The organism is Streptomyces sp. NPDC055287, assembly GCF_053646035.1.
This window is the reverse complement of sequence record NZ_JBSHNE010000021.1, coordinates 1-12,797: the sequence shown is the minus strand read 5'-3', so window position 1 is coordinate 12,797 and position 12,797 is coordinate 1. Positions and strand designations below refer to the sequence as shown.

General features: G+C 67.4%; 14 protein-coding genes and 1 pseudogene. 9 read left to right on the top strand and 6 right to left on the bottom strand.

The genetic code is table 11. The features are described from left to right. Nucleotides 1-237: 237 nt before the first annotated feature. Entirely contained in the window at nucleotides 238-369 is a 132-nt protein-coding gene (locus ACWIHY_RS26885; protein ID WP_454378252.1) for a hypothetical protein, read from the top strand. A gap of 488 nt (nucleotides 370-857) precedes the next feature. On the opposite strand, the pseudogene ACWIHY_RS26880 reads toward ACWIHY_RS26885, so the two are convergent. Continuing rightward, nucleotides 858-1,143, bottom strand: a pseudogene (locus ACWIHY_RS26880) (transposase); the annotation flags it as partial. Nucleotides 1,144-1,294: 151 nt separating this feature from the next. Next, nucleotides 1,295-1,480 carry a hypothetical protein gene (locus tag ACWIHY_RS26875; protein WP_454378251.1) on the bottom strand — a complete coding sequence of 62 codons (186 nt, stop codon included), beginning with the start codon at nucleotides 1,478-1,480 and terminating at the stop codon, nucleotides 1,295-1,297. A 131-nt stretch (nucleotides 1,481-1,611) separates the two neighbouring features. Here ACWIHY_RS26875 and ACWIHY_RS26870 point away from each other — a divergent pair, with 131 nt between their 5' ends. Next, complete coding sequence (locus ACWIHY_RS26870; RefSeq protein WP_454378250.1) at nucleotides 1,612-2,754, top strand: Fic family protein; 1,143 nt, start codon at nucleotides 1,612-1,614, stop codon at nucleotides 2,752-2,754. 498 nt (nucleotides 2,755-3,252) lie between these two features. Here ACWIHY_RS26870 and tgmC read toward each other — a convergent pair whose 3' ends face one another. Genes tgmC through tgmA form a run of 3 tightly spaced genes read right to left on the bottom strand, consistent with a single transcriptional unit; the run spans nucleotide 3,253 to nucleotide 5,695 of the window. Next, nucleotides 3,253-4,446: an ATP-grasp peptide maturase system methyltransferase gene (gene tgmC, locus ACWIHY_RS26865; RefSeq protein ID WP_454378249.1), complete on the bottom strand. Its 1,194-nt coding sequence runs from the start codon at nucleotides 4,444-4,446 to the stop codon at nucleotides 3,253-3,255. Next, entirely contained in the window at nucleotides 4,443-5,423 is a 981-nt protein-coding gene (gene tgmB / locus ACWIHY_RS26860) for an ATP-grasp ribosomal peptide maturase (protein WP_454378248.1), read from the bottom strand. Before tgmB ends, tgmC begins: the two co-directional genes overlap by 4 nt. 5 nt (nucleotides 5,424-5,428) lie before the next feature. After that, complete coding sequence (gene tgmA, locus ACWIHY_RS26855) at nucleotides 5,429-5,695, bottom strand: putative ATP-grasp-modified RiPP (protein ID WP_454378247.1); 267 nt, start codon at nucleotides 5,693-5,695, stop codon at nucleotides 5,429-5,431. 153 nt (nucleotides 5,696-5,848) lie between these two features. Here tgmA and ACWIHY_RS26850 point away from each other — a divergent pair, with 153 nt between their 5' ends. The 5 genes from ACWIHY_RS26850 to ACWIHY_RS26830 all read left to right on the top strand — a co-directional run bounded on the left by ACWIHY_RS26850 (nucleotide 5,849) and on the right by ACWIHY_RS26830 (nucleotide 9,719). Next, the gene (locus tag ACWIHY_RS26850) at nucleotides 5,849-7,222 is read left to right on the top strand and encodes a Tat pathway signal protein (protein ID WP_454378246.1); all 1,374 of its coding nucleotides are present in this window, start codon (nucleotides 5,849-5,851) and stop codon (nucleotides 7,220-7,222) included. Between the two features lie 4 nt (nucleotides 7,223-7,226). Continuing rightward, the gene (locus ACWIHY_RS26845) at nucleotides 7,227-7,505 is read left to right on the top strand and encodes a DUF6087 family protein (protein WP_454378245.1); all 279 of its coding nucleotides are present in this window, start codon (nucleotides 7,227-7,229) and stop codon (nucleotides 7,503-7,505) included. Next, on the top strand, nucleotides 7,502-8,317 hold the full coding sequence (locus ACWIHY_RS26840) for a class I SAM-dependent methyltransferase (RefSeq protein WP_454378244.1): 816 nt from the start codon (nucleotides 7,502-7,504) through the stop codon (nucleotides 8,315-8,317). Before ACWIHY_RS26845 ends, ACWIHY_RS26840 begins: the two co-directional genes overlap by 4 nt. A 70-nt stretch (nucleotides 8,318-8,387) precedes the next feature. Then, complete coding sequence (locus tag ACWIHY_RS26835; protein WP_454378243.1) at nucleotides 8,388-8,612, top strand: DUF6087 family protein; 225 nt, start codon at nucleotides 8,388-8,390, stop codon at nucleotides 8,610-8,612. A gap of 54 nt (nucleotides 8,613-8,666) precedes the next feature. Further along, the gene (locus ACWIHY_RS26830) at nucleotides 8,667-9,719 is read left to right on the top strand and encodes a hypothetical protein (RefSeq protein ID WP_454378242.1); all 1,053 of its coding nucleotides are present in this window, start codon (nucleotides 8,667-8,669) and stop codon (nucleotides 9,717-9,719) included. An 868-nt stretch (nucleotides 9,720-10,587) separates the two neighbouring features. On the opposite strand, the gene ACWIHY_RS26825 is transcribed toward ACWIHY_RS26830, so the two are convergent. Continuing rightward, nucleotides 10,588-11,364: a hypothetical protein gene (locus ACWIHY_RS26825; RefSeq protein ID WP_454378241.1), complete on the bottom strand. Its 777-nt coding sequence runs from the start codon at nucleotides 11,362-11,364 to the stop codon at nucleotides 10,588-10,590. Nucleotides 11,365-11,860: 496 nt separating this feature from the next. Here ACWIHY_RS26825 and ACWIHY_RS26820 point away from each other — a divergent pair, with 496 nt between their 5' ends. After that, nucleotides 11,861-12,184 (top strand): hypothetical protein, encoded by a 324-nt coding sequence (locus tag ACWIHY_RS26820; RefSeq protein ID WP_454378240.1) that lies wholly within the window; start codon nucleotides 11,861-11,863, stop codon nucleotides 12,182-12,184. Continuing rightward, complete coding sequence (locus ACWIHY_RS26815; protein ID WP_454378239.1) at nucleotides 12,177-12,548, top strand: excalibur calcium-binding domain-containing protein; 372 nt, start codon at nucleotides 12,177-12,179, stop codon at nucleotides 12,546-12,548. The genes ACWIHY_RS26820 and ACWIHY_RS26815 overlap by 8 nt, the downstream gene beginning before the upstream one ends. Nucleotides 12,549-12,797 lie beyond the last annotated feature (249 nt).

Genomic DNA, 12,797 nt, shown 5'->3' with positions numbered 1-12,797 from the left:
CTCTCGGTCCTGCTTTCGGCCTCTCCCGCGTCCGCCGGTGTCGAAGCGGGACAAAAACGCTGGGATACGTTTTACGGGACCGTCTCTTTCATGCCCGACGGTCAGATCAGGCTTACCTCCGCCGACGGGGGCCTTGAGGCCGAAGGGACCTACGCACCGGCCTTGAGCAGCCGTGTCGTCGCCCGAGCTAGCGCCAACTTCTCTGGCCCCTCTGGGCCGTACAACTTCTCTGGGACCGTGGGGGACCAGGGGGGCAAGCTGCAGTTCTCCGGCCCCGTAGGGCGCGGAGTGGTGCTGATCGAACCCACCGGCGTCCCCCAGACCGAGGTCGCCGGCGGCATGTCTGTCCAGATCAGGCATGTGTTCTAGCCAAGGTCACGGCCAAGCAGGACCCGGAGACCTTCGGTGACGGCCCGTAGCGCCTGCCTGTTTGGCCTCGGCGCCGCCCCGCGGGGCGGCGCCGAGGCAATTACCGCCTACAACCCCGGCTCCGTCCACGCCAGCGGTTCGCAGCAGCCGGTGCCCCCTGGTCGTCGAGCTGGGCCGATTCGTGCTCGTCGTCGACGGTGATGGAACCGCAGTAGTGGGCCACCGGGCTACGGCCGGGGAGATGTGCGCCGACAGGCGGCAGCGGCGGAACCGGTGGGATGGCGAGTACCGCGGCTGGCTGCGTGCCCGACCCCGAAGAGCGATCCCGTCCGTGGTTCCTCGGGTTCTCCCGGAACGGCGGGTGGTGACGGTGGCAACGGACAGGCCCTGGTCGTCCCGCCTGGTGGCGCGGTGACTTCGGGAGCCGTCCCGCCGGGCGGTGCCAGGGGCTACCGGCGGCGTCCGATCCCCTTGAGCCAGCCCTTGGGCGGTTCGGGGCTCGCCTCCCGCGCCGCGGACGACGGGGTGGCGGCTCCGACGGGCCCGACGTTCGTGACGACCGTCTTGGAGCGTTGCCCGTTCCGGGAGTTCTCACCGTTCTTCCCTGCCGGATCGTGCCGGTCATAGCCGAGGTGATCGCTCATCTCGCCTTCGAGAGCGGACTGCTCCAGCAGCCCGCTTCGTCAGCTGCTGGAGCAGTCCGCCCTCATCCGTCAGCTGCAGACCCTCGGCCTGAGCCCGGGCCACAAGCTCGTTCAGGAGCCCGCGCCTCAGACGGCTTGGCTATGTTCTCGCTGGTGTGCTTGAGCCGATGTCGGCGGCTCTGGCTACGGGGCGGCCGTTCTTCTGAACGCCGTAGCGGCCAGACGAGAGGCCCCCGGCGATAGCCCCTGGGGACCTCCCGCGGACATCTCGCGCTCCGGTTTCAGAGCGCGAGCGCGTTCGGGTTCAGGGGCTCGTCGGTCGTGTAGAACCGAAGGCCCGACTGCAGGGCTTCGTCCAGGGAGATCACGCCGTCGTTGTCGGTGTCGATGTCCGAGGCCCTGGCATGCGCCGTCTCCGGTTCCATGCCCATGATGGCGAGCATCCGCTCCCATTCGGCCGTGCTCACCTCTTGGTTGTCGTCGGCGTCGGCAACGGCGAGTACGGCGGTGACCCAAGGTCGACGATGTGGCGATCAGCCGAGCAGCTGCCAAGCTGCAGCCACCGCACTCAATGATAGGTAGCTGGTATCATTGGCTCATGCTGTATGAGACTCCTGCCCTCGACGCTTCCGACATCAAGGTGCTGGAAGAGGTGGACGGCCTGCGTGAGCGGTTGCGTGACGCGGTGCAGCAGGCGCCGATGAAGTGGACCCAGGATCTACGTAAGGCGCTGACCGCCAGCGCGATCGCGGCGTCGAACACGATCGAGGGCTACCAGGTCGACGCCAAGGACGTAGCAGACCTGATGGACGGCGAACGCGAGGTGGACGCCAGCGAGGAGAACAAGGCGGAGACCCTCGCCTACCAACAGGCGATGACCTATATCCAGTCGCTCCACGACGTCGAGGACTTCCGGTACAGCAAGGAACTGCTGAACGCGCTGCACTGGATGCTGCAGGGCCACCACCACCCGCAGCGCACCGCCGGGCAGTGGCGCAAGACCTCGATCCGGATCACCGCGCCCGGGGATGAGCTCGCCACCGACTACGACGGCCCGGATCCGGAGCTGGTGCCGGACCTGATGGCCGAGCTGGTGGACTGGCTCAACGACGGCGACACCGGGGCGCATTTCCTGATCCGGGCGGCGATGGCACACCTGAACCTGGTGAAGATCCACCCGTGGTCCGACGGAAACGGCCGCATGTCCCGGTCCCTGCAGACTCTGCTGATCGCCCGTGGCGGGGTCCTGGCACCCGAGTTCTCCTCGATCGAGGAGTGGCTTGGCATGCCCGGCAACACCTGGGAGTACTACAAGGTGCTGCGGGAGGTCGGCGGGCCGGTGTACTCGCCCGAGCGCGACACCCTGCCCTGGATCAAGTTCAACCTGCGCGCCTACCACGAGCAGACGCAGCGGGTGCAGTACCGGGTCGACCGCTCCAACCAGGTGTGGCTCGAGCTGATGCAGCACGCCGAGGCGCACGGAATCAGCGAGCGGCAGGTGACCGCTCTGCACGAGGTGGCCATGGTGAACCGGGTACGACGCTCGCGCTACGAACGGCAGGAAGCGATCAACACCCAGCAGGCGACCCGGGACCTGCAAGCATTGACGAAGGCCGGCGTGCTGACCGCGGTCGGGCAGACCAAGGGCCGCCACTACGTCGCGGGCCCGCAGTTCCCCCAGCACGTCCTCGCGACCGCCCGCCGCCCACACCGCATCATCAACCCCTACGCCGCTGCCTAGAGCCGCGCTGGCGGTGTGGGACAGCCTCCTACGCCGGCGAGAAGAACAAGCCCCCTGCCCCGACAAGCCATGCTGCTTTACACCGGCCAGGTGTGAGGCAGAAAGACCGAGCTTGGTGGCCGGTCGGTACGGTCAAGCGGCCCAATCGATTCCGAGTACAGCCGCGGTCCCACCAGCCGTAGCGTCACGGTCAGGGTCCGCGGCTCCGGTGAGCCGGCCGCCGACGGCTGGGGATGCTGAATGGCGTTGGTTGTCAGCTCCGACACGAGCAGTCGGGCTGTCTCAATGAAGTCCGGCGGCACCCGCCAATGCCGCAAAACATCGACGGTGTGGCGACGAGCCCAGGCGGCGGCGTTGGGGGTATCAGCCAGGGCCAGCTGACTCAGGGCAGGACGAACTTGCGACACGGTGAAGTGCCTCCCATGAGGGAGTGACGAATGAGGGGGAGCCCGGCCCTGACTCATGACATTCGGGCCGGGCGTACAACGCGGAGGTCGGTCATGGTCGCGGCAACGACAAGCCAGCCATGAGTGAGTGCCGCAGCTGTTGGCTGCTGTTGTCCACGTACAGCTGGAACGCTTCGGGATTCGGCCGACCAGCCGCGTCGTAGGCGTCGAGAACCGTCTCGATCTGCTGCCACAGCTGGAGCGGGCCGCTTTCGCGCACCTGCCAGGTGCCGCCCTCCGGCGTCAGGCTGGCCGCCGAACCGCTGACGACATCAACCAGATGCACCACCTCACCCACGGTGGTCAGCTGCGTATCCGGCCCGGCGCACTGGGCCAGGAACCGCAGATGGAAGGCTGCCTCGGTGGCGGCGGTGATTCGCTCGGGACTGTGGCGGGCGGCTCGGGCGGTCTCGGGCAGGCTGGCGGCCCAATGAGCCGGATTGCCGAAGGCCGGCGCGGCGTGGGTCCGGGCCGACATGAACGACACGGTGCCGCCCAGCAGTGAGCCCTCGGCCGTGCCGTCGGCTCCGACCGTCAGCAGCACGCGGGCGTAGCCGTAGAGCCAGCCGCTCAAGGTCAGCAGAATCTTGCCGCCGGGCCGGGTCTGAGCGACGAGCGCCGGCGGTACCGCGCGGAAGGAACAGGCGGCCACGACGCGGTCGAAGGGGGCTTCGGGCCAGTAGCCATACAGGCCATCGGCCACCGCCAGCGTGGGGGTGTAGCCCGAGCCGTACAGCGCGCCAGCTGCCATCTCCAACCGGTGCGGGTCAACCTCAATCGACGTGACCGCGGCGGAGCCAAGACGCTGGCAGGCCAGGGCCGTGGAGTAGCCGGTGCCGGTACCAATCTCCAGCACCGAGTGGCCCTCCTGGACCTCGGCGTCGGCCCACATGCGGACAACCAGCGACGGCAAGGTGGAGGAGGAGGTCGGCGCGCCACCGTGACGCTGGGCCGGTCGCTGCCAATCCGGCTCGTCGCCGTCGAACTGCGTCATCAGCGTCGTGTCGGAGTAGGCGGTGGCCAACCACCGGCCGTAGTCGAGTTCGGCGGTGACTGGCTCCCAGACCGTCAACCCGTGCTCACCCGGCTCGTCGGCGGGCAGGTAGAAGCCCGGCACGAACCGATGTCGCGGTACCTCAGCCACGGCCGCTCGCCAGGCCGGATCGGACAGCCCACCAGTCAGGGCGGCGGTCATGGCGGCACGCAGCTCGGCCGCGTCGATGTCAGCGTCAGTAGGCAGGGTCATGGGTGGGCCGCCTCCGTGCGGCTGAGGATGTCAGCGAACGCTTCCGTGATGGCCGGCGCGTCAGGCAGCCAGCCCCACTGGCCGTTCGGATTGCACTCGATGAAGGTCCAATGGTCCGGGTCGTCCCCATCGCCGGTCAGGGCAAAGTCGAAACAGCCGAAGACCAAGCCGAAGGCGGCCCGGTAGCTGTGCAGCGCCGCCTCAATCGGGGGCGGCACGGTGATGGGGGCGTGAATCAGGTCGTCCCAATTACCCCGGCGCCAGTCGAGCGCCCCGTCCGGGGCGGCCAACTGCTGGGCGAACACCCGGCGGCCCACCACCGTCACTCGCACGTCACCAGTCTTGGGCACCTCGGCCTGGAACAGGTGGGCGGTCACCGCCAGCGAGTCATCGAAGTCATCCGGGTCGACGGCTTGAGTCCAGATGGCACCAGTCTGCTCATCGTCAGATCGCGGCAGGCCACGGAAGGTCTTGTAGATGATGGGGCCGTGGTCGGCGGCGAACTTGCGGGCCGCCTCAACGTCGTTGGTGATGAGAGTCGGCGGAATGTTGAGTCCGAGCTGGGCGGCGAGTCGGAGTTGAGCGGGCTTGAAGTCAGCTCGGGTGACTGCCAACGGATGATTGACGTACAGCGCGCCATGCAGGTGATTGAGGATGCCGCCCAGGCCGTGCCTAGCCTCAGCGGCGGCGAAGTCCCGTTGCTGCGGGCACAGATGCTCGAACCGGGCGGCATACGGAGTGGGGCGGCGGTAGTAGACCGCCGCCACCGCTCCGAGCTCCACCTCCCGGCTGGCGGTCCGTAACGACCCAGCCCACGCGGCCGCCCCCGGACCGATGCCAGCAGCGAACGTCAGACCAGGCCCGATATCAGCCGGGTCCAGCCGCACCACGGGCACAGCCCGCTCGTTCAGGGCTGAGACAACCCAATCCGCCGTGACATCTTCCAGGGCAGTAACAACCAGGACGGTGGAGGCCATGGGGGTTAGTCCGATTCGTAGTCGGTGGTGTGGTCGTCCTGGGTCTGCGGCTGCGGGTTCTGACCGTCGCCTCCACCGGACACCGAGGCGGTGCCCGTGGTGCGGCTGGTGCCGTGCCCGCCCATCTCCACTGCCATGCCGGCGGCATCGGCGTAACGGGCGGTCTGAGTGGCGGCGTCCAGCGTCACGGCCGCGTACGACGGCGGGCTGGTCGGCAGCCGGTCCGTCACCAACCGCATCGCCCACGGAGCCTCGGGCGTGAGTGTCGTCATGCGAATCCCTTCCCCTCATGTCTACGCAACAGCCGGTTAGCTGCCGCTCCAGCAGAATCGACCCCACGTACCAGCCCTGACCAGTACCGTAGGGGTCGCGAACCGTGGCGAAGATGCCACGCTCCGTACACGCTTGACGGGGAGGGCGAACCGGTGACGGCCAGCAAAGCGGGCAACGTTCAACTGGGGCTGTGGATCGCGGCTACTGGCCTGTCGCAGGGAGAGATTGCCCGCCGCGTGGCATCGCTGGCCCAAGCCCAAGGTCACCGGCAAGTCGCCCCCGACACCACCCGCATCCGGCGTTGGATCGACGGCGAACGACCCCGGCCGCCGGTGCCGGCGCTGCTGGCCCAGGTACTCTCGGAAGCGGTCGGTCAGCCCCTTACTCCTAGTGACTTGGGTCTGACGGCTGCCGGGCCGACCGTGGACACGATCCAGCTTCCCCTGCTGACCGAGGCGGCCGCCCAGACCCTGGCCGGATGGACGCAGACGGACCTGCTGATGAACCGCCGCGACACGCTTAAGCTCGCCATTGGCGCTCCGCTGATCCTGGCCGCCGAGCGGATGCTGGGCGGTATCGCCCGCCCCTTGAACCGCGCTACCCGTGGCTTCGACGCCGCCACCGTCACGGCCTTGGAAGAAGTCACTACCTTCTTCACCCGGGCCGACGCCTCCAAGGGCGGCGGCCTGTACCGGTCCGCCATCGTGGCCCAGTTGTCCGAGGTCGCCAGCCGCATTCAAGACGGTATCCCGGGCAGCCTGCGAGCCCGCGTCTTCGCCGCTACGGCCGATCTGGCGGCGCTGGCCGGGTGGGTTAGCCACGACTCCGGCCGCTACGCCCATGCCCAGCGGTATTGGTCGTATGGCATCTACGCGGCCAGTGAAGCCGGGCAGCGGGACCGGGGCGTCGAGATCGTCACCCGCATGTCCCACCAGATGATCTACCTGGGCCGACCGACGGATGCTCTCGGTTTGTTGGAAGTGGCGGCGGCCAAGGCCGAGCAACCGACCGTCAAGGCGCTGGTGGCCTCGCAGACTGGCCGGGTCCAGGCGGCGCTGGGTGATGAGCGCCAGGCCGACCGGCACTTGGGCCAGGCCGATGAGCTGCTAGCGGATGGCCCCAGCGACGAGGTACCGGAGTGGGTGGCCTACTTCGACGCCGCCGAGCACGCTGGAGCCCGGGCGGTGTCGGCCCGTGACCTCGCTGGCTTGGACCGGCCCCACCGGCCGGCCAGCGTTTACTTCCAAGAGGCGTTGAAGCTGCGCGCGCCCGGGTTTGACCGGGTCCGGGTCATGGACCGGGTGGGCCTGGCTGCCGCCCTGTTCGATGAAGGTGAGCTCGAGCAGGCGGCCCAGGCGGCGCAGCAGGCCCTTGACGACGTCGCCCGCGTCGACTCGACCCTGGTGGCCTCTCGGCTGAACACCTTGCTGGAGGCGGCCCGGCCGTACCGGACAACGGCGGTGGAGGACGTCCGCACGCGGGCCAAAGACCTGGCTGCCGCCCGGCCCACCACGGTCGCGGCTTAACGCCATGGGCAAGCACAGTCGACCGGGACCGCCGAATCAGCCGTCACGCGCCGTGCCGTCGGTTGACGCGAATGACCCGCTGGCGGCCTACCACAAGCGACGGCGACCGCCGATGGACCAGGCCCTGCGGCATCGGCCGCTGCACGGTGGAGCCAGTCATCTCCGGCCGGACGAGCCTCGCGTACTGGAGGAGTGGGACGGTTTTGGCTATACGCCGGTTGGGACTGCGCCGAACCTGGCGGCGGCGAGGGCGTGGGCCGACCCGGGACATGGACAGTTGTGAGCAACACTGACCGGCAGAACGCCGCCGTGACCGACGCCAAGCTGTTGGCCACCAGCGCCTACGGTGATGAGCGCCATCTGGCTGCTCGGCAGTCGATCTACCGCTGGCAGCAGCCGCAGTACGACCTGCCGGGTCTGGTCGTCAAAGAGCTCAAAGACACCAGCGGCCGGGTGCTGGACGTGGGCTGCGGCAACGGCAAGTTCATCAAGCGGTTGCGGCAGGACCGGCCCGACCTGGACGTCATCGGGCTGGACATCTCGGCGGGAATCCTGGCGGACGTACCCGGCCCGGTGGCCGTGGCTGAGGCCCAGGCCCTGCCCTTCGCCGACGACACGGCCGAAGCTGTGCTGGCGCTGCACATGCTGTACCACGCTCGGGATATCCCGGCGACGGTCGCGGAGCTGGCCCGGGTCCTCAAGCCCGGCGGTTTGCTGGTGGCCTCGACCAACAGCGACACCGACAAGCGAGAGTTGGACCAGCTGTGGCGGCGGGCCGCCGGTGACGTCCTAGGGGTGCCAGAAGGGCCGGCGCGGGTGTCGTTGAGCGCCCGGTTCTCGCTGGAGCAAGCCCCGGAGCTACTGGCCATGGCTTTCAGCGACATCCAGGTGCTGGAGCTGCCGGGCGTCATCGAGCTGACCGACCCCGCGCCCATCGTGGCGCACTTGGCCTCGTACGAAGCCTGGGCCGAGCAGCCGGGAGTGCCGTTCATCGAGACGGTCCAGCGGGCCGAACAGCTGGCCGAGCGCATCATCCGGGACCAGGGCGCATTCCGCATCACGTGTCTGGGTGGCATTCTCGTCGGCCGTAGCTAAAGCAAGAGCATCAGGAGAAGCCATTGGGCAAGCACAGCCGCCCCGGACCGCCGAATAGCCGTCACGCGCCGTGCCGTCGGTGGACCCCAACGAACCGCTGGCGGCCTATAACAAGCGACGGCGACCGCCGCTGGACCAGGCCCGGCGGCATCGGCCGCTGCACGGCGGAGCCAGCCATCTCCGGCCAGACGAGCCCCGCGTGCTGGAGGAGTGGGACGGCTTTGGGTACCAGCCGGTCGGGACAGCGCCGAACCTGGCGGCGGCGCGGGTCTGGGCCGCCAAATACGACACATGAAACGCTGAGTAGTGGGCCGCCGTCACGAGCCGTCAGGGACTGGGGGATGTACTCATGAATGTGCTTCCGGGCTTCACCATGCTGTTTTTTCTACACTGGCTCGCCGCCAACCATCCGCAGATTCAATCACTCGAAGAGCTGTCGACTGATCGACTGCTCCGCCTAGCGGATGAGTTTGAAGGTGGCGGCACATTTCGGCGGCATCGGTGGCGCCGACGTGAATGGGAGAGGGCCTTTCGAATTGTACAAGCGGACTCGGAGTCTGGCCTAACGGGCTACAGGGAGGCGCGCAGGTTCGCCAGAAGTTTTCGACGTCTCCTGTCGGCAGACTTCGATACAGCTTGGAGTGAGCGACGGGATCAGCTCGAGCGTTACCGCAGCGTACCGCTGCATGCCGTCTTCCTCTACACAAGCGAAGACGCCGCTCTGGGGTCGTACATAGCGGAAAACTGGAACGCTTTGGATCGACTGTCAGCGGATTTTTGTGACATCCACCCGAGTCTCAGCCAGCTGCATGGGCAGGAAGACGCCTACAGCGCCATCGATGCGGTGTCAGCGATCACGGCGGTTGGGAGCGTGAGGCTTTCCGAACTTCCAGGCATAGTTTTCTGGGACAGCTGGGGGCGGCGGGAATATGTTTGTTTCCGTGATTGGGGTTGGGGTGACATCAGGAACGCTCTTCGGGTCATCTTCGAATCTATTCGAGCGAATCCAGTAATTGTCTCAGTGGCACTGGCCAAAGTGAAAGTGAGGGCGCTCATGAACGAGCAGAACACCGCGGGGGCCGGCCCTGTGTTCAACCAGAACGTCTACGGCGGCACGGGCGGCCAAGGCATGTATGTGACTCAGAACGTGGGCATCCAGGCAGAACAACTGGCCGGCCTCATCCAGCAGCTCCGCGGCCTCGCGCCGCACTTGCCGCCAGCGGTACAGGAAGAGTTCTTGCATGACGTGGAAGTCCTGGAGGACCCTAGTCACGATCCGGAAGAACGACTCAGTGCCGGTCAGCGAATCAAAGCCGCGCTGTCCAGCGGCGGTAGTCAGGTCGCCGGAGGGGCCATCTTGGCTGGGCTTGAGAGGCTCACTGGCCTGATCACCGGAGGCTGACCGTTGTGGCGGTGAGCGTCACGGGAGCAGTGGGCTGCCCCGTGACGGCGCGCCCTTCGGAGAAGTCTGCTGGTACTGAGCGCGCCCACCCGACATTGGGAAGCGGGACCTACCGGTAGCAGGTTGCCGTGAGCTTCGCCGTCAGGTAGGTGGGGCGTCGTGACACGCGCACGGGCATTCGGCTCCCGGACACTGGCCTGCCCGGTAGGAACGATCCACTAGTCCCCGCTCTTGCAAGACGCTGAGTAGCCGCTTGAATGCAGCAGTTGAGGCCGTGTCGGACACCTCCGCGCCAGCTGACTCAGCAAGCTTGCGACGTGCGGTGGCAAAGCCACAGGCGTACTCGGCTACATGCCACGCAACCAATGAATCAAGGTAGTGAACGGCTTCATCCCCGCCCCGGCCAGTGTGGGTAGAACCACCCACCAAGGCGGCGCGGCCGGCCTCAATACGCTCGAAGCACCAGAGCAGGGTGAAGTAGGCGGTCAGAGCCGAAGCTTGTTCGTGCGCGCTGTCCGGAGAGCCGAAACCGCCATAATGCAGGCTCCCCATGATCTCACGGGCAGAAGCGACTTCACCGGTAGTCAGGTCATGATGCAAGGCACGAGCGCTTTCGAAGCGAGCCCGCCGATGTTCGGACCGGTAGGCCACCAGGGCAATAGTCACCGCTGCCATGGCCAGGACTGTCGACGAGAGTCCGGCCAGAGCCGACCAGGCGTCTGCCTCCACAACTTGCCCCCCTCCTCTCGACCGGGACCTCCCCGGTCGCCGCGCGACCTGAACCCCTTGGCTGGTTCTGGCGTCATGCCCTATCCGCCCCTTGAGGCTGGGGCTGGGTTCCCGCTTCTCGAACTCTGAGCGTTCTCCGCTATCGCATGGGCGGGACTGTGCCCCGGGGAAGTTCTCGGGCATCCATGCGGGCGCCTTCGGCCGCCCAGCGAGCGCGCAGGGATTGGCCGCCGGCCAGACTTCGATCGAGGAAGTCAGACAGATCCCGGACCGCCTCCAGCACGTCATGCAGTCGCTGCTGTTTGCGTCCCTGGGCAGTTTCCAGCGTGAAATGGATCAGGATGTCGAGCCAGACCCGCCTTTCCGGGTCCATCAGCAGCTCACAAAACTCGTGGTAAGTGCGCACGCGACTGCCTTGGTCGCACAGCACGTCGTCCCCGATGCTGGGCTGCACCGCGTAATACACACCGCCGTCTCGGAGGAAGGCCAGCTGGACCCGCACGATAAGGGCGGCCAGCTGGGTGTCATCGTCTCCGGCCAGCCGCAAGTACGGGAAGTCGTCTCGAACTCGCTTCAGCTGGGCGAACAAGCCGGCGATGAGATAGGTGGCAGAGAGCAACGCACAGCCGTGCCCGTTGAACCAGGCTGGGTCTTTTCCCTCGACCTGACTTGGCTGCTCGACGGCCAGAGCTGGCGCGTAGCTGCCCGTCCGCTCCACCGCGGCACCAATGAAGGCCAGCCGGTAGTGAACCTCAGCTGCCTGCCAGCGGAGAGGGTTGAGGTACTGGGCGTTCAGCTGGTCACGCTCCGCGCGGTCGGCCGCACGTCGCTGTTGGCGACCGGAGAGCATAACGGTCAGGAAGGCCACCACCCCCGATGTCACGACGGACACCACAGCTGTAACCACGGCATTCATGCGATCCCCCGTCTTGTCGGCCCTCGCTGCGACTGAGGTGCCCCCTAGTCATCAGCCACTGAGTCGTAAGCAACGACCACGGTGCAGGTCATCTGGAGCTCCGCCGGGCCGCTGCCCGCCCCGCCCGGCGTTGTGCGTCGCCTGTAGCCAGGTCCCCGTGTTCGGTGGTCCTACCCCACCCGACGACCGCGCAGACCCTTCGGCTGAAGAGCAGGTCCCGCTCGCGCAACCGGTCGAAGTGGACCCGGATGCCGGTCAGCCCCTTGAGTCAGCGGTGTTCACGCATGAACCAATAGCTCGCTGGCCCAAGACGGAGCTGCTGCGACGCGTCCTGCCAGTGAACGCCAGCCTGTGCCTCGTGTGGCCTCGGCCCCGAGCAACGCCTTGCCTGTGGCCCATGCTTCTGTGTGGAATGAGGCCTACGGCCGGACAGCTCCTGGAGGGTGCTGCCGGGACGTGCCTATGTCTATGGCGTCAGACTGGGTAATCCCGATCGTTGCTCTCGCTGCGAGTGTGGGCGTGGCTGAAGGGCCCGGCCCGAGTCTCGTTGAGTGCCCGGTTCTCGCTGGAGAAAGCCCCGGAGCTGCTGGGCATGGCCTTCAGCGACATCCGGGTGCTGGAGCTGCCGGGCGTCATTGAACTGACGGACCCCGCCCCCATCGTGGCCCACCTGGCCTCGTACGAAGCCTGGGCCGAGCAGCTGGGGGTGCCGTTTATCGAGATCATCCAGCGGGCTGAGGAGCTGGCCGCGCGCACCATCCAGGACCAGGGCGCCTTCCACATCACATGCCTGGGCGGCATTCTCGTCGGCCGTGGGTAGAGGGCGAACCCGGCTTCGCTCTCAAGGACTCGGTGGCCTGACAGGTTGGCTTCAGCGCTCCTCCGACGCTGCTACTCGCCGACACGGAAGAGTGAGGCATGACCGAGCAGTAGGAATTCTTGGGGCTGAGATCCAAGAAAGCCTCTGGCTCAGATCTTCGCCAAATGAGGGCAAGGCGCGGACTTCCGGCGATGCCGGGACGGGCGGGGGATCCGCCTCCGGCGGCAGGTCGAGCACAGGGGGAGGGGGCAGCGCCTTCTACCGGAACTGCACCGCTGTCGGGGAGGTCGGCGCAGCTCCGATCCGCCGTGGAGACCCCGGCTATGGACCCCACCTCGACCGCGACGGGGTCGCCTGCGAGTAGGCCCTCTCCCGCGGTCACCGGCCCTGACGGCGCCTGAGCCCGGGGCCGCCCGAGCACGAACTGCTTGCCCCCGCGACGCGCAGGCCCAGTGGTCTGTCACCGGCCCACCGTTTGGCTGACCTCGGGGGTGCGCAATGCAGGGGGCCAGGCCGGTCCGGACGCTGTTGGTTAATTCGGCCCTTGCTGTGCCCCGCCGAGCGTCAGCTCGGCGGGGCACAGCGCTGCGAAGTGGCTGGTGCGGGTGAGGGC

Coding starts and splice junctions, on each gene's coding strand:
- ACWIHY_RS26870 (WP_454378250.1), top strand. CDS start 1,612: ATGCTGTATGAGACTCCTGCCCTCGACGCTTCCGACATCAAGGTGCTG.
- tgmC (WP_454378249.1), bottom strand. CDS start 4,446: ATGACCCTGCCTACTGACGCTGACATCGACGCGGCCGAGCTGCGTGCC.
- tgmB (WP_454378248.1), bottom strand. CDS start 5,423: ATGGCCTCCACCGTCCTGGTTGTTACTGCCCTGGAAGATGTCACGGCG.
- tgmA (WP_454378247.1), bottom strand. CDS start 5,695: ATGACGACACTCACGCCCGAGGCTCCGTGGGCGATGCGGTTGGTGACG.
- ACWIHY_RS26845 (WP_454378245.1), top strand. CDS start 7,227: ATGGGCAAGCACAGTCGACCGGGACCGCCGAATCAGCCGTCACGCGCC.
- ACWIHY_RS26830 (WP_454378242.1), top strand. CDS start 8,667: ATGAATGTGCTTCCGGGCTTCACCATGCTGTTTTTTCTACACTGGCTC.
- ACWIHY_RS26825 (WP_454378241.1), bottom strand. CDS start 11,364: ATGAATGCCGTGGTTACAGCTGTGGTGTCCGTCGTGACATCGGGGGTG.